This window comes from Pseudomonas sp. R4-39-08 (assembly GCF_003852275.1).
Lineage (GTDB): Bacteria > Pseudomonadota > Gammaproteobacteria > Pseudomonadales > Pseudomonadaceae > Aquipseudomonas.
In genome coordinates this window covers 4,243,959-4,263,018 of record NZ_CP027733.1, presented here as the reverse complement: position 1 = coordinate 4,263,018, position 19,060 = coordinate 4,243,959, and the positions used below count along the sequence as shown (strand labels likewise).

General features: G+C 61.7%; 11 protein-coding genes and 1 other RNA gene. 8 read left to right on the top strand and 4 right to left on the bottom strand.

Going from position 1 to position 19,060, the window contains the following annotated elements; all coding sequences use genetic code 11:
• The first annotated feature begins 89 nt into the window (after positions 1–89).
• Positions 90–983: an AraC family transcriptional regulator gene (locus C4J88_RS19605; RefSeq protein WP_124407895.1), complete on the top strand. Its 894-nt coding sequence runs from the start codon at positions 90–92 to the stop codon at positions 981–983.
• A gap of 117 nt (positions 984–1,100) precedes the next feature.
• Here C4J88_RS19605 and guaD read toward each other — a convergent pair whose 3' ends face one another.
• From guaD to xdhA, 4 genes are all read right to left on the bottom strand, one after another.
• Positions 1,101–2,405, bottom strand: coding sequence for a guanine deaminase (gene guaD / locus C4J88_RS19600; protein WP_124407894.1), 1,305 nt, complete (start codon positions 2,403–2,405; stop codon positions 1,101–1,103).
• Between the two features lie 7 nt (positions 2,406–2,412).
• Positions 2,413–3,255 carry a xanthine dehydrogenase accessory protein XdhC gene (gene xdhC, locus C4J88_RS19595; RefSeq protein WP_124407893.1) on the bottom strand — a complete coding sequence of 281 codons (843 nt, stop codon included), beginning with the start codon at positions 3,253–3,255 and terminating at the stop codon, positions 2,413–2,415.
• A gap of 119 nt (positions 3,256–3,374) precedes the next feature.
• On the bottom strand, positions 3,375–5,765 hold the full coding sequence (xdhB, locus tag C4J88_RS19590) for a xanthine dehydrogenase molybdopterin binding subunit (RefSeq protein ID WP_124407892.1): 2,391 nt from the start codon (positions 5,763–5,765) through the stop codon (positions 3,375–3,377).
• On the bottom strand, positions 5,758–7,206 hold the full coding sequence (gene xdhA / locus C4J88_RS19585) for a xanthine dehydrogenase small subunit (protein ID WP_124407891.1): 1,449 nt from the start codon (positions 7,204–7,206) through the stop codon (positions 5,758–5,760). The genes xdhB and xdhA overlap by 8 nt, the downstream gene beginning before the upstream one ends.
• 280 nt (positions 7,207–7,486) lie before the next feature.
• Here xdhA and C4J88_RS19580 point away from each other — a divergent pair, with 280 nt between their 5' ends.
• The 7 genes from C4J88_RS19580 to C4J88_RS19550 all read left to right on the top strand — a co-directional run bounded on the left by C4J88_RS19580 (position 7,487) and on the right by C4J88_RS19550 (position 18,963).
• Positions 7,487–8,146 carry a GntR family transcriptional regulator gene (locus tag C4J88_RS19580; protein ID WP_124367941.1) on the top strand — a complete coding sequence of 220 codons (660 nt, stop codon included), beginning with the start codon at positions 7,487–7,489 and terminating at the stop codon, positions 8,144–8,146.
• 2 nt (positions 8,147–8,148) lie between these two features.
• Entirely contained in the window at positions 8,149–11,637 is a 3,489-nt protein-coding gene (smc, locus tag C4J88_RS19575; RefSeq protein WP_124407890.1) for a chromosome segregation protein SMC, read from the top strand.
• 258 nt (positions 11,638–11,895) lie between these two features.
• Positions 11,896–12,759, top strand: coding sequence for a cell division protein ZipA (gene zipA, locus C4J88_RS19570; protein WP_124407889.1), 864 nt, complete (start codon positions 11,896–11,898; stop codon positions 12,757–12,759).
• Between the two features lie 87 nt (positions 12,760–12,846).
• The gene (gene ligA, locus C4J88_RS19565) at positions 12,847–15,204 is read left to right on the top strand and encodes an NAD-dependent DNA ligase LigA (protein ID WP_124407888.1); all 2,358 of its coding nucleotides are present in this window, start codon (positions 12,847–12,849) and stop codon (positions 15,202–15,204) included.
• A 162-nt stretch (positions 15,205–15,366) separates the two neighbouring features.
• Positions 15,367–16,533, top strand: a complete 1,167-nt coding sequence (locus C4J88_RS19560) for a putative zinc-binding metallopeptidase (protein WP_124363907.1) — start codon at positions 15,367–15,369, stop codon at positions 16,531–16,533.
• 223 nt (positions 16,534–16,756) lie between these two features.
• Positions 16,757–16,853, top strand: an RNA gene (ffs, locus tag C4J88_RS19555) — signal recognition particle sRNA small type.
• 148 nt (positions 16,854–17,001) lie between these two features.
• Positions 17,002–18,963: a hypothetical protein gene (locus tag C4J88_RS19550; protein WP_124407887.1), complete on the top strand. Its 1,962-nt coding sequence runs from the start codon at positions 17,002–17,004 to the stop codon at positions 18,961–18,963.
• Positions 18,964–19,060 lie beyond the last annotated feature (97 nt).

Sequence of the window (19,060 nt, the reverse complement as noted above, 5' to 3'; positions counted from 1 at the left end):
TCCTCGGTTCGTATTCGTTCCTACTCCAAACCTGCCTGTTTCTGCTTTTCACTTGCAGGGTGAGTCGTTCTTCCTTCAGCATGCCAGCGATGAATAACCCATTGAACGAACTCAGAGCATTAGCAACCGGCGCTGAAAATCGCCGAACTGAAACAGGCATTCCGCGCGTGGCCATGGTGCAAGGCAAGATTCCTGAGCACCTGCTTGCTGCGGTTTATGACCCGATGATCAATGTGATTCTACAAGGCAGCAAGAGCATGACTGTTGGAGATCGGACGCTGCGATACGACCCAGCGACCTACTTCGTCATGTCCATCGATTTGCCAGCGGTTGGGGCGGTGCACCCGGCGGCCACGGGTGAGCCCTATCTGGCTGTCAGCCTGACGCTGGATCCGGCAGTCCTGTCGACATTGTTCGCTGACTTGCCCAAACCTGCTACGCGCATCGACAACCGCCCTGGCTTTTCAGTTGCCTCTGTCACACCTGACTTGATGGACGCATGGGTGCGGATGCTGCGCCTGATGGGCGACCCTGATGCCATCGCAGCCCTGGCCCCGGCCTATGAACGCGAGATCATCTTCCGCGTCCTTCAGGGACCTCACGGCTGGATGCTCAGGGAAATCGCAGTGCCCGATACCGCCATGGCGCGAGTAAACCTAGCGATACAGTGGATCCGTCGTGACTTTGCCGAGACCCTCAGGGTGGAACGTTTGGCGGAACGGGCGTCGATGAGCGTCTCGGCATTTCATCGCCACTTCAAGGCGGTGACCAATCTGAGCCCGTTGCAGTACCAGAAACGCGTGCGCCTGCTTCATGCGCGAACGCTGATGGTGGCAGGCGCCAAAAGTGTCATGGCTGCGGCCTTCGAGGTTGGCTACGAAAGCGCAACGCAATTCAGTCGAGATTATGCACGGCTGTTCGGATTACCTCCTGCACGAGACGCAGGAAGGATCCTTGGGGACACGAGAGACGTCAGACGCTAGTCGGTTAGCGCAATCAACGGAAAGCAACTATTGCTCAACCTACGATGACACCCTGTCGCGTAGGCGCTCTCTAGCCTCGCAAGCCCCTCCCACATTTGTTTTGTGTTGCGGCTGGAATCAGCGCTGGTGCACCAGTTGCCCGGCCGCGTAGGTCTGCAACACCGTCCGGTCATCCCCCAGGGTCATCAACACAAACAACGTCTCGGCAATGTTATTCGCCTGTTTCAAGCGATAGCTCAGCAACGGCGTGGCGTTGTAGTCCAGTACCAGGAAGTCCGCATCCGTGCCCGGTTGCAAGGTGCCGATCTTGTCTTCCAGGCGCAGCGCGCGCGCACCGCCCAGGGTGGCCAGGTACAGCGACTTGAATGGACTCAACCGCGCACCCTGCAACTGCATGACCTTGTAGGCTTCATTCAAGGTTTGCAGGAGCGAGAAGCTGGTGCCGCCGCCCACGTCGGTGCCCAGGCCCACATTCAATTTGTGCTTCTCGGCCATCGGCAGGTTGAACAGGCCACTGCCGAGGAACAGGTTCGAGGTCGGGCAGAACGCCACGGCCGAGCCGGTTTCTGCCAGCCGCGCGCATTCGTCGTCGCACAGGTGCACGCCATGGGCAAACACCGAGCGTTCGCCGAGCAGTTTGTAGTGGTCGTACACGTCCAGATAGCCGTTGCGCTCTGGAAACAACGCCTTCACCCATTCGACTTCCTGCTTGTTCTCACTGATGTGGGTCTGCATATACAGGTCCGGATACTCCCCCAGCAGTTGCCCGGCCAACGCCAGTTGCTCCGGCGTGCTGGTGGGGGCGAAACGTGGCGTGACCGCATAATGCAGGCGGCCCTTGCCGTGCCAGCGCTCGATCAGCGCCTTGCTTTCCTGGTAGCCGGATTCCGGCGTGTCGGTCAGATAATCCGGCGCGTTGCGGTCCATCATCACTTTGCCTGCGATCATGCGCAGGTCGAGTTTTTCGGCGGCTTCGAAGAACGCGTTCACCGACTGCGGGTGCACGCTGCCGAACACCAGCGCGGTGGTGGTGCCGTTGCGCAGCAGTTCCTTGATGAAAATATCCGCCACTTCGTCAGCGTGCGTCTTGTCAGCGAATTGGCTTTCACACGGGAAGGTGTAGGTGTTGAGCCAGTCCAGCAACTGCTCGCCATAGGCGCCGACCATGCCGGTCTGTGGCAGGTGGATATGGGTGTCGATCAGGCCGGGGGTGATCAGCGCATCCTGATAGTGGGTGACGTCGATATCGGCAGGCAGGGTCGGCAGCAGGTCGCTGGCGTGGCCAAGCGCGCTGATCCGGCCGTTGTCGATCACAAGCAGGCCGTCTTCGAAATATTCATAGGACGCGTCGATGCCAACCTCGGCGGGGTCGGCGATGCTGTGCAGGATGGCGGCACGGTAGGCTTTGCGGGTCAAAGGCATGCTGATCTCAATTCTTGGCTTGGCTGCGGCGAGATACCGGCAGCAGTTTGGCGATGGGCTCGGCGCTGACGGTGTGCTGGCCGAAATGGGCGTTGTAGGTGGCGATGATTTCGCCGGCGATGGAAATGGCGATCTCTACCGGCAATTTGCCCTTCACTTCGCTGAGGCCCATCGGGCAGCGCAGGCGTTGCAGGTGCGCGGTGTCGAAGCCGCGATCGCGCAGGCGATGTTCGAACTTGACCCGTTTGGTTTTGGAGCCGATCAGGCCGAAGTAGGCAAAGTCATTGCGCTTGAGCAGGGCGGCGGTCAGCTCCAGGTCCAGTGCGTGGTTGTGGGTCATGACGATGCAGTAACTGCCCGCCGGCAAGTCGGCGATTTCGTCGACCGGCTCTTCGCTGACGATTTTACGCACGCCCTGGGGGATGTGTGACGGAAACTCCTGCTCGCGCGAATCGATCCAGCGCACCCGGCACGGCAGGCTCGCCAGCAACGGCACCAGCGCACGCCCCACATGGCCGGCGCCAAACACCGCGATCTGCGCCTGCACCTGGCCCATGGGTTCGAACAGCAGCACCGTCACGCCGCCGCAGCACTGGCCCAGGCTCGCGCCGAGGCTGAAACGCTCCAGGTGAGTGTTCTGCTGGCCACGGGCAAGCATGTCGCGGGCGATGTGCGTCGCCTTGTATTCCAGGTGCCCGCCGCCGATGGTGTCGAAGGTGTGGGCGGCGCTGATCACCATCTTCGAGCCGGCGTTGCGCGGCGTGGAGCCAAGCTCTTCGATGATGGTGACGAGCACGCAGGGTTCGCCTTGGTTCTGCAGGTCGGCGAGGGCGCTGATCCAGTTGTTCATGGTCACCTCAGTTAGATCGTTCCCACGCTCCGCGTGGGCATGCATACCGTGACGCTCTGCGTCACAAGAGCGGACGCAATGCGTCCAGGCCGGCATTCCCACGCAGAGCGTGGGAACGATCAAGCCAGCTCGGTTGCAGCTTGAGTGGCGTTTGTTTGCAACCGCCGCATCTGCTCGCAGCCCCACAACACCCGCTCCGGCGTGGCCGGCGCATCGATCCTGGGTTGATGCCGATAGTCACCCAGGCTCGCCACCGCATCCTTGATCGCGCACCACGAGGCAATCCCGAGCATGAACGGCGGTTCACCCACGGCCTTGGAATGGAACACCGTGTCCTCCGGGTTCTTGCGGTTTTCCACCAGCTTGACCCGCAGGTCCAGCGGCATGTCCGCCACCGCCGGGATCTTGTAGCTGGCCGGGCCGTTCGTCATCAGCTTGCCTTTGTTGTTCCACACCAGCTCCTCCATGGTCAGCCAGCCCATGCCCTGGATAAACCCGCCTTCCACCTGGCCGATGTCGATGGCCGGGTTCAGCGAGGCGCCCACGTCGTGGAGGATGTCGGTGCGCAGCATCTTGTATTCGCCGGTCAGGGTGTCGACGATCACTTCGCAGCACGCCGCGCCAAAGGCGAAGTAGTAAAACGGCCGTCCTCGTGACTGGCTGCGGTCGTAGAAGATCTTCGGGGTTTTGTAGAAGCCAGTGCTCGACAGCGAGACCTGAGCGAAATACGCCTGCTGGATCAGCGCCTCGAAGCTCAGGATCTGTTCACGCACGCGCACATGACCGTTGCGAAATTCCACGTCCGCCTCGCTGACGTCGTACTTGCGCGCGGCAAATTCCACCAGGCGTTGCTTGATGGTTTCGGCGGCATTCTGCGCGGCCTTGCCGTTCAGGTCGGCGCCGCTGGAGGCCGCCGTCGGCGAGGTGTTGGGCACCTTGTCGGTGTTGGTGGCGGTGATCTGCACGCGGTCGATGTCCACCTGGAACACTTCGGCCACCACCTGGGCGACCTTGGTATTCAGGCCCTGGCCCATCTCGGTACCGCCATGGTTGAGGTGGATGCTGCCGTCGGTGTAGATGTGGATCAGCGCGCCGGCCTGGTTGAGGAAGCTGGCGGTAAACGAAATGCCGAATTTGACCGGCGTCAGCGCCAGGCCTTTTTTCAGGATCGGGCTGTGGGCGTTGTACAGGCGGACCGCTTCGCGGCGCTCGGCATATTGGCTGCTGGCCTCAAGCTCGGCGGTCATTTCTTCGAGCATGTTGTGCTCGACGGTCTGGTAGTAGTGGGTGACGTTGCGCTCGGTCTTGCCATAGTAATTGGCCTTGCGCACGGCCAGCGGGTCCAGCGCCAGGTGGCGGGCGATGGCGTCCATCACTTCCTCGATGGCGACCATGCCTTGGGGGCCGCCGAAGCCGCGATAAGCGGTGTTGGACGCGGTGTTGGTCTTGCAGCGATGGCCGTTCACCGTCGCGTCGCCCAGGTAATAGGCGTTATCGGCATGGAACATCGCGCGGTCGACAATCGAGTTGGACAAGTCCGGCGAACAGCCGCAGTTGCCGGCCAGGTCCAGGTTGATGCCGTGCAAACGGCCGGCGTCGTCGAAGCCCACGTCGTACTCGATATAGAACGGGTGGCGCTTGCCGGTCATCAGCATGTCTTCGACCCGCGGCAGGCGCATCTTGGTCGGCTGGCCGGTGAGGCGCGCCACCACCGCGCACAGGCAGGCGGGGCTGGCGGCCTGGGTTTCCTTGCCGCCGAAGCCACCGCCCATGCGGCGCATGTCGACGACGATCTTGTTCATCGACACGTCGAGCACTTCGGCGACAAGCTTCTGCACTTCGGTGGGGTTCTGCGTGGAGCAGTAGACAATCATCCCGCCGTCTTCGGTGGGCATCACCGAGGAAATCTGGGTCTCCAGGTAGAAATGTTCCTGGCCGCCGATGTGCAGCGTGCCCTGGATGCGGTGTTGAGCCATTGCCAAAGCGCCGGCCGAATCACCGCGTTGGTGGGTGTGGCTGTCGAGCACGAAGTGTTTGTTGCGAAACGCCTCGACCACATCCAGTACCGGCTCCAGGTCTTGGTATTCGATCACCGCCGCCATGGCCGCTTTGCGGGCGGTCTCAAGATCACGGGCGGCCACGGCCAGTACCACCTGGCCGACGAACTGCACGGTGTCGATGGCCAGCAGCGGATCGCCGGGCATCAACGGGCCGATGTCTTTCAGGCCCGGTACGTCTTCGTGGGTGATCACGATACGCACGCCGTCGAAGGCGTAGCAGGGCGCGGTGTCGATGCTGAGGATTTTCGCGTGGGCGCGATCGGACATGCGCGCATACAGGTGCAACTGGTTGGGAAACTCGAGGCGGTCGTCGATGTACTGCGCCTCACCGCTGACATGCTTGGCGGCGCTGTCATGCTTGACGCTGCGGCCGACCCCGGAGGTCAGGTCGCGGGCGAACAGTTCGGCCAGCTCGGCCTGGGTTTTTTCCACGGCGTGATGGTTAGACATAAGCGGTCACCCGAGTCTCGATGTGCGGCGTTTGCAGTTCGATGAAGTATTTGCGCAATAGGTTCTGCGCGCTGAGCAGGCGGTATTCCTTGCTGGCGCGGAAGTCCGAGAGCGGGGTGAAATCCTCGGCCAGGGCGGCGCAGGCTTTCTCCACGGTGGCGGCGTTCCAAGTGGCGCCCGTCAGCTGCGTCTCGCAATGCCTGGCGCGCTTGGGGGTGGCGGCCATGCCGCCGAAGGCGACGCGGGCCTCGCTGACCACACCGTTGTCGAGCTTGAGGTTGAAGGCGGCGCACACGGCAGAAATATCATCGTCCAGGCGCTTGGAAACCTTGTACGCGCGAAATAGTGAGTGGCCCTTGGGTACGATGATTTTCTCGATGAATTCGCTGTCCTGGCGGGCGGTCACGCGGTAGTCGATGAAGTAGTCCTCCAGCGCCAGGGTGCGCCGGGTATTGCCCTTGCACAGCACAATCTGTGCGCCAAGGGCGATCAGCAACGGCGGCGAATCGCCAATCGGCGAGGCGTTGCCGATATTGCCGCCGAGGGTGCCCTGGTTGCGGATCTGCAGCGAGGCGAAGCGATGCAGCAATTCGCCGAAGTCGGGGTATTCGTGGTGCAGCGCGGCGTAGCAGTCGGAGAGGGCGGTGGCGGCGCCGATTTCCAGGCGGTCGTCGAAGGATTCGATGCGCTTCATTTCTTCGATATTGCCGACGTAGATCATCACCGGCAGGGTGCGATGGAACTGGGTGACTTCCAGCGCCAGGTCGGTGCCACCGGCCAGCAGGCGGGCTTGCGGATAAGCGTCGTAGAGGTCGGCCAGGTCGGCGACGGTCAACGGCACCAGGCAGCGTTTGTCGCCACTGTTGAGTTCACCGGTTTGCGTCGGCGCAATCGCCTTGAGCTGCGCGATGGTCTGGGCGGCGCGGCTGTCGAACTGGTCCTGGGGCTTGTTGCAGCAGGCCTGTGCGGCGGCGGCCAGAATCGGGCGATAACCGGTGCAGCGGCACAGATTGCCGGCGAGGGCTTCGTGGGCTCTCTGGCTGTCGGGGGCGTCGCTGTTCTTTTGCAGGGCAAACAACGACATCACGAAACCCGGGGTGCAGAAGCCGCACTGTGAACCGTGGCACTCGACCATCGCCTGCTGCACGCTGTGCAGTTGGCCCTGGTGCTTGAGGTCTTCGACACTGATCAGTTGCTTGCCGTGCAGCGACGAGACAAAGGTCAGGCACGAATTGAGGCTGCGATAACGAATCTGCTCGACGCCTTGATCGTTGCGGTGCAACTCACCGACCACCACGGTGCACGCACCACAGTCGCCGCTGGCGCAGCCTTCCTTGGTGCCGGATTTGCCCACATGCTCACGCAAATAGTTGAGCACGGTCAGGTTGGGGTCCAGGGCGTGCTCGCTACGGAGTTCCTGGTTAAGTAAAAACTGGATCACGGAAGGCCTCGCAGATTCATTATTGTTGTTAACCGCTTTGCGCCGAATCTAGTCATGTCTGACTTTTCGGTCAATGATTTTCTGACCTAAGGGTCAAGAAACTGCGGTCACAACCTATTCAATTATGGTTCAGTCTTCTGGAACCGGTGTTTTCAGGGGCTTGTGGCTTTCCAGGCTTGCGTGTTTCATGCCAAATTCGCCACCGTGGGCGTAGCGCCATCAGCGGGCCAATGCGCTACACTGCCGCGCTTGTACCGATAGCAGATTTTGAAGGGAAAACATGACGTTCAAGGCGCCGGACAGTCTCGCCGAGCAAATCGCTCACCACCTCGCCGAACGTATCATTCGCGGCGATCTCAAGCCTGGGGAGCGGATCCAGGAACAGAAAGTCACGCTGGCGCTGAATGTCAGCCGTGGTTCCGTGCGCGAAGCCCTGCTGATCCTCGAGCGCCGGCACTTGATCGCGATCCTGCCGCGCCGTGGCGCCCACGTCACCGAACTCAGCGCACACAAAGTGCAGAGCCTGTGTACGTTGATGGGCGAGATGTACATCCTGCTCGGCAATGCGGTTGCCGAAGGCTGGCAGACCCAGGCCGACATGGCGCCCTTCCTGCAAATCCAGCAGCGCCTGATGGCCAGCTATGAGCGCCAGGACATCCGCGCCTTCGTCGAAGAAAGCTTCAATGTGATGCGCGCCGCGTACCCCTTCGCCAACAACCCGTATCTGCAGGAAACCGTCGAGAACCTGCAGCCGGCGATGAACCGTGCCTATTATTTGGCCCTGGAGCAGCGCAAGGCGGAAATGAGCGAGTACCTGACGCTGTTCGAACAGCTGCTCGCTGCCGTACTGGCCCGTGACCTGGCGCAGATCCGCCTGGTGTTGTCGGCTTACTGCCAGCGCAGCAGCTCGCTGGTGATCGCAGCGTTGGCGGACGCCTAAGCGTGCGGCTCAAGTGCATCAAGTTGGCGGGGTTCAAATCCTTCGTCGACCCGACCACGGTGAACTTCCCCAGTAATATGGCGGCGGTGGTCGGGCCCAATGGCTGCGGCAAGTCGAACATCATCGACGCCGTCCGTTGGGTGATGGGCGAGAGCTCGGCGAAAAACCTGCGCGGCGAGTCGATGACCGACGTCATCTTCAACGGCTCCACCAGCCGCAAGCCGGTGAGCCAGGCCAGCATCGAACTGGTGTTCGACAACTCCGACGGTACCCTGGTCGGCGAGTACGCGGCCTACGCCGAAATCTCCATCCGCCGTAAAGTCACGCGCGACAGCCAGAACAGTTACTTCCTCAACGGCACCAAATGCCGTCGACGCGATATCACCGATATCTTCCTCGGCACAGGCCTGGGCCCGCGCAGCTACTCGATCATCGAGCAGGGCATGATCTCCAAGCTGATCGAAGCCAAGCCTGAAGACCTGCGCAACTTTATCGAGGAAGCGGCGGGCATCTCCAAATACAAGGAGCGCCGCCGCGAGACCGAAAACCGCATCCGCCGCACCCATGAAAACCTCGCCCGCCTGACCGACCTGCGCGAAGAACTGGAGCGCCAGCTGGAGCGCCTGCACCGCCAGGCCCAGGCCGCCGAGAAGTATCAGGAATACAAGGCCGAAGAGCGCCAGCTCAAGGCCCAATTGTCGGCCCTGCGCTGGCAGGCGTTGAACGAACAGGTTGGCCAGCGCGAGGCGATCATCGGCACCCAGGAAGTCAGCTTCGAAGCGCTGGTGGCCGAGCAGCGCAACGCCGACGCCAGTATCGAACGCCTGCGGGACGGGCACCATGAGCTGTCCGAACGCTTCAATCTGGTGCAGGGGCGCTTCTATTCGGTGGGCGGCGACATTGCCCGGGTCGAACAGAGCATCCAGCACGGCCAGCAGCGTCTGCGCCAGTTGCAGGACGATCTGAAGGAAGCCGAACGCGCGCGCCTGGAGACTGAATCGCACCTGGGTCACGACCGCACCTTGCTGCTGACCCTGGGCGAAGAGCTGGACATGCTCACCCCCGAACAGGAAATCACCAGCGCCGCCGCCGAAGAAGCAGCGGCGGCGTTGGAAGAGGCCGAAACCAGCATGCACGGCTGGCAGGAGCAGTGGGACACGTTTAACCTCAAATCCGCCGAACCACGGCGTCAGGCCGAGGTGCAGCAGTCGCGTATCCAGCAACTGGAAACCAGCATGGAGCGTTTGGCCGAGCGTCAGCGCCGTCTGCAGGAAGAGCGCGTGTTGCTCGCCGCCGATCCGGAAGACGCGGCGATCCTGCAGTTGAGCGAGCAACTGGCCGAAAGCGAAATGACCCTGGAAGAGCTCGAGGCCAGCGAAGCGCAGCAAGTGGAACGCCTTGAGCAATTGCGCCAGCAACTGCACACCGCAACCCAGGCGCAGCAGCAGGCCCAGGGCGATCTGCAGCGGCTCAACGGGCGGCTGGCATCGCTCGAAGCCTTGCAGCAAGCCGCGCTGGACCCCGGCACCGGCACCGCCGAATGGCTGCGCGACCAGCACCTGGCCGAACGCCCGCGCCTGGCCGAGGGTTTGAAAGTAGAAGCCGGTTGGGAGCTGGCGGTGGAAACCGTGTTGGGCGCCGACCTGCAAGCGGTGCTGGTGGATGATTTTGGCGGCTTCGACCTGGCCGGTTTTGCCCAGGGTGACTTGCGCCTGCTCAGCCCGGCCGCCGATGGCACGCGCGTGCCGGGCAGCCTGCTGGACAAGGTCGAGGCGGCGATTGACCTGTCGCCGTGGCTGGGCCAGGTCAAGCCTGTGGAAACCCTTGAGCAGGCTTTGGCCCAACGCGGCCAGTTAGCGGCCGGCGAAAGCCTGATCAGCCGCGACGGTTACTGGGTCGGCCGGCACTTTCTGCGCGTGCGCCGCGCCAGCGAAGCTGAAAGCGGCGTATTGGCCCGTGGTCAGGAAATCGTCAACCTGAGCGCCGAGCGTGAAGAGCGCGAAGCCACCCTGGAAAGCCTGGAAACCGAACTGCAAACCCTGCGCGCTACCCAGCGCCAGCAAGAGACCGGCCGCGAACACCTGCGCCGTCTGTTGCAGGACGAGGCGCGCCAGCAAGGCGAACTCAAAGCCCAGTTGTCGGCGAGCAAGGCCAAGGTCGAACAGTTGACCCTGCGCCGCACCCGCCTTGACGAAGAAGTCGCCGAGATGGGCGAACAGCGCGCCCTGGAGCATGAACAGGTCGGCGAAGCGCGCCTGCACCTGCAGGAAGCCCTCGACAGCATGGCCCTGGACACCGAGCAGCGCGAACTGCTGCTGGCCCAGCGCGACAGCCTGCGCGAACGCCTCGACCGCGTACGCCAGGAAGCCCGTCAGCACAAGGACCACGCCCACCAGTTGGCGGTGCGCCTGGGCTCGTTGCGTGCCCAACATGATTCCACGCGCCAGGCCCTCGAGCGCCTGGAGATGCAATCGGAACGCCTCACCGAAAAGCGCGAGCAATTGAGCCTCAACCTGGAGGAGGGCGAAGCGCCCCTTGAAGAGCTGCGCCTCAAGCTTGAAGAACTGCTCGACAAACGCATGAGCGTCGACGAAGAACTCAAGACCGCGCAGATCGCCCTGGAAGACGCCGACCGCGAACTGCGCGACGCCGAAAAGCGCCGCACCGTGGCCGAGCAGCAGTCCCAGTTGATTCGGGGCCAGCTCGAACAACAGCGCATGGAATGGCAAGCGCTGACCGTGCGCCGCAAGACTTTGCAGGATCAACTGCTCGAAGACGGTTATGACCTGCACGGCGTGCTCAACACACTGACCGCCCAGGCCAACGAAAAAGACGCCGAAGAAGAACTTGAGCGAATTGCCGCGCGTATCCAGCGACTCGGTGCGATCAACCTCGCGGCCATCGATGAGTACCAGCAGCAGTCCGAGCGCAAGCGTTATCTGGATGCCCAGGACGCCGACCTGGTCGAAGCCCTCGACACCCTGGAAAACGTGATCCGCAAGATCGACAAGGAGACCCGCAACCGCTTCAAGGATACCTTTGATCAGATTAATGGCGGTTTACAGGCGTTATTCCCAAAAGTTTTCGGTGGTGGCAGCGCCTACTTGGAACTGACGGGCGAAGATCTACTCGATACAGGGGTAACGATCATGGCGCGGCCTCCGGGCAAGAAGAACAGCACCATCCATTTGTTGTCCGGCGGCGAAAAGGCCCTGACGGCGCTGGCGCTGGTATTTGCCATTTTCAAGCTGAACCCGGCACCGTTCTGCATGCTCGACGAAGTTGACGCACCGCTGGATGACGCTAACGTTGGACGCTACGCTCGGCTGGTCAAGGAGATGTCCCAGACCGTGCAGTTCATCTATATCACCCACAACAAGATCGCCATGGAAATGGCCGATCAGTTGATGGGCGTGACGATGCACGAGCCAGGCTGTTCGCGTTTGGTGGCGGTGGATGTGGAAGAAGCGATGAAGATGGTGGAATCCTGAGGTAAGGCAGGAAGGAATTTTTACGGCACGCCGTAGGGCGATTTACCGGTTTGGCAAAAGTGGCAAATGGACATATTTGTTCAAGGCATTTTGACAGACGGTGTAAAGTTATCTTTGGTCGTGCTAGTTTAATGTCAATTTTTCGTATGCGTGGGCAAAACGTCAGTCAGAACATAGAGTTGGCGCCACGTTTTAAAGCGGTTTGCACGGTGCTAAACCCCTTATTTTTCAGCATTTTTTATAGAGGCACGGGATTACATGGAAATCGGTCTGCGCGAGTGGCTGATCGTCATCGGCATCATTGTCATTGCCGGTATTCTTTTTGATGGCTGGCGCCGCATGCGCGGTGGCAAGGGCAAGCTTAAATTCCGCCTGGACCGGAACCTGTCCAACTTGCCCGACGACGACGGCAGCGCCGAGTTGCTGGGGCCTCCCCGTGTGCTGGACACCCACAAGGAACCGCAACTGGACGAGCACGACCTGCCGTCGATGAGCGCGCCGGTGCGTGAAGCCCGTGAGCCGTCGTCCAAGCGTGGCAAGCGCGGCAGTGCTGGCGTGGCCGAGCCGCATCAGGGCGACTTGAACCTCGATGTCGACGAAGGCCCGAGCTTCAGCAGCCGCGACGATGACTTCCCGGATGAAAACGCCGGCAAGAACGCCCCGCGCCAATCGGTCAACGATCAGCCGGCCGCCGAAGAAGTGCTGGTGATCAGTGTGATCTGCCGCGATGCCGGTGGCTTCAAAGGCCCGGCGCTGTTGCAGAATATCCTTGAAAGCGGCCTGCGCTTTGGCGAGATGGATATTTTCCACCGTCACGAAAGCATGGCGGGTAACGGCGAAGTGCTGTTCTCCATGGCCAACGCGGTCAAGCCGGGCACGTTCGACCTGGACGATATCGACCTGTTCAGCACCCCGGCGGTCAGTTTCTTCCTCGGCCTGCCAGGCCCGCGTCACCCGAAACAAGCGTTCGATGTGATGGTGGCTGCAGCGCGCAAGCTGTCCCAGGAACTGAACGGCGAGCTCAAGGACGACCAACGCAGCGTGCTCACCGCCCAGACTATCGAGCATTACCGTCAGCGCATCGTCGAGTTCGAGCGTCGCGCCCTGACACGGAAACGCTGAGGATTGCGCTTCGGCGTTGTCAGTAGAATAAGCGCACTAACATATTGAGCAGCTTCGGCTGCTCTTTTGCTTTATGAGAGAACACCCATGACCGCCGCCCATACCCGCATCCTTGAACTGCGCGCTGAACTGGATCAGCACAACTACCGCTACCACGTCCTCGACGAACCGAGCATTCCGGACGTCGAGTACGACCGCTTGTTCCATGAGCTCAAGGCTCTGGAGGCCGAGCATCCGGAACTGGTGACGCGTGATTCGCCGACGCAGCGGGTCGGCAGTGCGGCGCTGTCGGCGTTCACCCAAGTCAGGCATGAAATCCCCATGCTCAGCCTGGGCAACGCCTTCGATGAAGCGACCATGCTCGAATTCGATCGGCGGGTGACCGAGGGGCTGGACCTGCCGGCCGGTGACCTGTTCGCCAGCGTCGAATACAGCTGCGAGCCGAAGCTGGACGGCCTGGCGGTCAGCCTGCTGTATCAGGACGGCGAGTTGGTACGCGGCGCGACCCGAGGCGATGGCACCACCGGCGAAGACATCAGCGTCAATGTGCGCACCGTGCGTAACATCCCGTTGAAGCTGCACGGCAGCGGCTGGCCGGCCACCTTGGAGGTGCGCGGTGAAGTGTTCATGTCCAAGGCCGGGTTCGAACGCCTGAATGCCTCGCAACTGGAGGTTGGCGGCAAAACCTTCGCCAACCCGCGCAATGCGGCCGCTGGCAGCCTGCGCCAACTGGATTCGAAGATCACCGCCAGCCGCCCGCTGGAATTCTGCTGCTATGGCATCGGCCAAGTGACGGCGGATATCAGTGACACCCATATCGGTAACCTCAAGCAGTTGCAGAAGTGGGGCATGCCGATCAGTCATGAACTGAAACTGGCCAAGGGCATTCAGGAATGCCTGGACTACTACCGCGACATCGGCGCGCGGCGCAACAGCCTGTCGTATGAAATCGACGGCGTGGTGTTCAAGGTCAACAGCATCGCCTCCCAGCGTGAACTGGGCTTCCGCGCCCGCGAGCCGCGCTGGGCCATTGCGCATAAATTCCCGGCCATGGAAGAGCTGACCGAGTTGCTCGACGTGGAATTCCAGGTCGGCCGCACCGGTGCCGTCACGCCCGTGGCGCGTTTGAAGCCGGTCAAGGTCGCGGGTGTGACCGTGTCCAACGCCACCCTGCACAACATGGACGAAGTGGCGCGCCTGGGCCTGATGATCGGCGATACAGTAATCATCCGCCGCGCCGGGGATGTGATCCCGCAGGTGGTGTCGGTGGTGGCCGAGCGTCGCCCGGAGCACGCCCGCGCCGTGCAGATCCCCGAGCACTGCCCGGTATGCGGTTCCCATGTGGAGCGCACGCAGCTGGTCAAGCGCAGCAAGGGCAAGGAAACCGTCAGCGAAGGCGCGGTGTACCGCTGCGTCGGGCGCCTGGCCTGTGGCGCGCAGCTCAAGCAGGCGATCATTCATTTCGTCTCGCGCCGCGCCATGGACATCGACGGCCTGGGCGACAAGACCATCGAGCAACTGGTGGATGAAAAACTCATCGGCTCGCCCGCCGACCTCTACAAGCTCAAGTACGAGCAGATCATCGACCTGGAAGGTTTTGCCGATATTTCCAGCAAGAAGCTGATCGCCGCCATCGAAAACAGCAAGACGCCGACCCTGGCGCGGTTTATCTACGCCCTGGGTATTCCCGATGTGGGCGAGGAGACCGCTAAGGTGCTGGCGCGCTCCCTGGCCTCCCTCGAGCGTGTGCAGAAGGCATTGCCGGAGGTGCTGACATACTTGCCGGACGTGGGCCTGGAAGTGGCGCACGAGATCCATAGCTTCTTTGAAGACAGCCATAACCAGGACGTGATCGGCGCGCTGCTCTCGCCCGATGAATGCGCCCTGCAATTGCAGGAGCAGGGCGACCTGAGCGCCGAATTCGCCGCCAGCACCACCCTGGGCGGCCTGCTCGACAAGCTGCACGTGCCCTCCGTGGGGCCGGGCGCGGCGCAAAAACTGGCGGACAAGTTCGGCAGCCTCGAAGGCGTGATCAAGGCCGACTGGCTGGACATGCGCCAGGCACTGCCCGAAAAACAGGCCAAGGCCGTGCGTGAGTTCTTCGACAATCCGGACAACGCCCGCCATGCCCTGGCCATCGAGCAGCAGCTCAAAGACTTCGGCATGCACTGGCAGAGCGAGAAGAAGGTCGTCGAAGGCCTGCCGGAAGCCGGGCATACCTGGGTGCTCACCGGCTCCCTGGAGTTGATGAGCCGCGACGTGGCCAAGGACAAGCTGGAAAGCCTCGGCGCCAAGGTGGCCGGTTCCGTTTCGGCCAAGACCCATTGCGTGGTGGCCGGGCCCGGCGCTGGTTCCAAGTTGGCCAAGGCCAGCGAACTGGGGCTTAAAGTGCTGGACGAGGAGGCCTTCGTCGCCTTCCTGGCCAAGCACAACATACCCGTATGACGATCATTCCCACGCTCCGCGTGGGAATGCCACCCCGGACGCTCCGCGTCTGCTCTTCCAAGGCATGACGCAGAGCGTCACCGTATGCATTCCCATGCTGAGCGTGGGAACGATCCTGCGAGGGAAATGATCTAGTCTCAGTCATCCCAGGGAAAGATCGCCATGTTCCGCTACTTCGACCAGCTCAGCTCGCGTATCGCTGCACCGTTCATGGCCGGATCTTCGCGTAACAGCAAGGTATGGCAATGCCGCTGCGGCCAGTCGTTGTTCTTTCGCAACAGCCAGTGCCTGGCCTGCTCGGCGCTGCTGGGCTATCACCCCTGGCAAAGCCGCCTGTCCTCACTGCAGCCCGGCCCCGCAGTCGACACCTGGCTGATGGATGACAACCTCGACGCAGGCGCCTTTCGCCGTTGCGCCAACCTCGAGACCCCGGCCGCCTGCAACTGGCTGATCCCGGCGCACAGCACCTTTCCCTTATGCGTGGCCTGCAGCCTGAACCGCACCATCCCCGACTTGTCCGTCCCGGAAAATCCCGAACGCTGGCGCAAGGTGGAAACCGCCAAGCGCCGACTGGTGGCGCAACTGATCAGCCTGGGCCTGCAGGTGGTGCCCAAACGCGTCGACGAAGACACCGGCCTGGCGTTTGACTTCGTCGGCGTCGACCTGCAAGGCAATGCGCCCACCACCGGTCACGCCAACGGCCTGATTACGCTTGATATCAAGGAAGCCGACGACGCCCATCGGGAAAAGATCCGCGTGCAGATGCGCGAGCCCTACCGCACGCTGCTCGGGCACTTTCGTCATGAGGTCGGCCACTATTACTGGGATCGCCTGATCGCAGGCAGCCACTGGCTTGAGCCGTTTCGCAGGCTGTTCGGCGACGAACGCGCCAGTTACGCCGACGCGCTCGACCAGCACTACCAGAACGGACCACGTCCGGACTGGCAGCAAAACTGCGTCAGCGCCTACGCGACCATGCACCCTTGGGAAGATTGGGCCGAAACCTGGGCGCATTACCTGCATATGATGGACGCGGTCGACACCGCCTTGGGCTTCGGCATGAGCGCCCGCGAGATGGACCTGGATTACCAGCCGTTCCCCCTGACCACGCTGTACGACCCCGAGCACCCTGGCGGTGCGGCGTTCCTCTCCTTCGTCAACGCCTGGATCGAACTGGCCGGCATGCTCAACGAATTGTCGCGCAGCATGGGCCAGCCGGACTTTTACCCCTTCGTGCTGCCGCCAGCGGTGATCGCCAAGCTGCACTTCATCCACCTGGTAATCCAGGAAGAGGGCGGCCGGGCCGATGAGGTCCTACAGGCACAATGATAAAAAAATGTGGGAGGGGGCTTGCCCCCGATGACGGAGTGTCAGTCTACTCATCAGTGGCTGACCCACCGCCATCGGGAGCAAGCCCCCCCCACATTGGATAGCGTCATTGTTGAAGGCCATGGCAAGTACTTGAAGCTTCTCATTTTTTACGGTTGTAACTTCCGATGAGATCGGTACAATGGCCCCGCTTGCCGAGAGGCGAGCGTCGTTATGGTGACCCCATCGGTCCCCCCGCAACGATTACCCGTGAACCTGGTCAGAGCCGGAAGGCAGCAGCCACAGCGGGAACATTGTGTGCCGGGGTGTGGCTGGTGGGGTTGCCTCCATAACGCTCCTTCCTGTAGTACCCTTCTCTGAATCCATATCCCCAGCCAATCATCTGTGACGCTTGTTGCACAGTTCATGACGGCTATTTCACCGCGAGTGGCATACTCCCAAGCGTTTCTCCCCTGGCTATGAGGCCGTATGCATTCGGAACATTTTGATCTATCCAGCCCTGTATTCCTGCCGATCACGGATGAAACCTGTGCGGGTTTGCTGGGCGCCGACGCTGCCAATGCGCTCGTAGCCCTGAGCGAGCCAGAGCTGGCAGCGGTGCTGGTGATCCAGAATCTTGCGCAAATGCCGGAAAACGAATTGAGCGCGGTGGGCGCTGAACGGGTGCTGGCCAAGCTCATTGGCTGGGCGGTGGATGCCAGGCATTCAGCTGCCGTGAGCTTGCTGTCGGAAGCGCAGCGGCTGTTTGACCCACGCAAGCTGTACTTCGGCCTGAATGTGGTCAAGAGCCTGAAGTTGCGTTTTCTGCTGGCCGATGAAGTCCTGGCGCGAACCTACCTGTTGCCCGACGGAAAATGGGACGTCGAATACAAAGTTCGTCACCTCAAGGCCAACAACCCGTTCCGCCAGCAGATGGTCACGCCCAGGCACCGCGAGCGCTGGTTGAGTGCCGAGCAGGACAAACTGGTCAGGACCTTTCGCGCCAACCTGAACGAAGACCTGCACGTCCAGGGGTACGCCGGCATTGGCAAGAGTCACCTGCTGGTGGCGCTGATGGAGCACTTGCGCCCCGAAAAGGCCTTGCTGCTGGCACGTACACCGGCCAAGCTCGAGACCTTGCGCGCACGCATGGTGGGCACGCGGGAGCGAAAGGCCGGGCATACCTTCCAGGCGTTCGCGCATGCCTTGTTGCATGGCCCCAGGCCACAGCCGGTGAATGCGCAAGTGCGCGTCCCGAGCAAACAGGCACTGGCCCAGCAACTGAACATCTTCGGTTTTCGTCGCCTGGAAGGGCAGGCGGTGCTGGATGTGTGCCTCAAGGTGCTTGAAAGCTACTGCCGCTCCTGGGATTACAGCCTGTCGGCCAAGCATCTGCCGCATTTCAAGCAACCGTTGTCCTCTGTCGATGCCCAGGCGTTGGTCGAATATTCCAGCCGGTTATGGGGCTACCTGGAGGCGAATGCGGCCTGGAGCAGCCACACCGGGTTCGAAGCCTTGTTGATGATCAAGCGCGCAAGCCTGGCGGGCAGTGTGGTGCCTGATCGCTATACCCATGTGCTGATTGACGAGAGCCAGGACATTCCGGCGCCCTTGCTGCAAATCATCGAACGCGGTCGCCAGGTGCTGATTACCCTGGGCGATGAGTATCAGCAGGCCAGCGGGGTGATGGTCAGGCGTGCCCGTGAGGTTCGTCACACGGATGTGAGCTACTCCGTGCGTTCCGGGCGCAATGTCGAGCGCCTGGTCAATCCGCTGATCAGCCAGCATTCGGAGAAAAGCAAGGTGCTCTTCGAGGGTGCGCGGGACGCTGACGTCGGTATCGAGCTGTATCCCCAGGGCTTCGTACCGCCACCCGGCTGCGTGGTGCTGACCGCGTCCCACTGGGACACCATGAAATGGCTCATCCAACTGAGCGAAGAGCGATGTGCCTGTGCCTTTCCCAGCAATGAAGCGCAGCAGGACCTCAAGCACTTCATGGACACCGTCATCGCGCTGTTCAAGCCAGAGTTCTATGGCAGCGAGCACAGTGACCGCGGGCCCCATCCGTTTTTCAGCGATCTGGCCGACTGGCAGCAAGTGCGCGACGCGTGCCGGTTCGATGAGGCATTCCTGTGGGTCGAGGCCGAGCTGGAAAAAGGCTTCAACGTCGCCGACGTGACCCGCTTGAACAGGCTGAGCGGCCATCCGGGCGAGCGCTGTTTATTGATGCTGGCCCAGGACGCTGGCGGCATGGAATTCGATCAGGTGTTGCTCACGCCTGAGCTGTTGACCAATGTGAAATTCAAGGACGCCTATGCGTTCGATCAGCGCCTGTGCGCGGTGTATATCGCCATTTCCCGGGCCACAACGCAGCTTTATCTGCCCTATGACGTGGTCGAGTGGATCGACTACCACCAGTACCAGAAGACCCGTGACGTGCATGGCTACTGAGTGATTTACCCTGGCTGATTCACAACTTTCCAAACCCCCTCTGGACAACCCCAAACCACCTTGTTAGCGTGCGCCGGCTGCTTGTTTCGGCGTATGC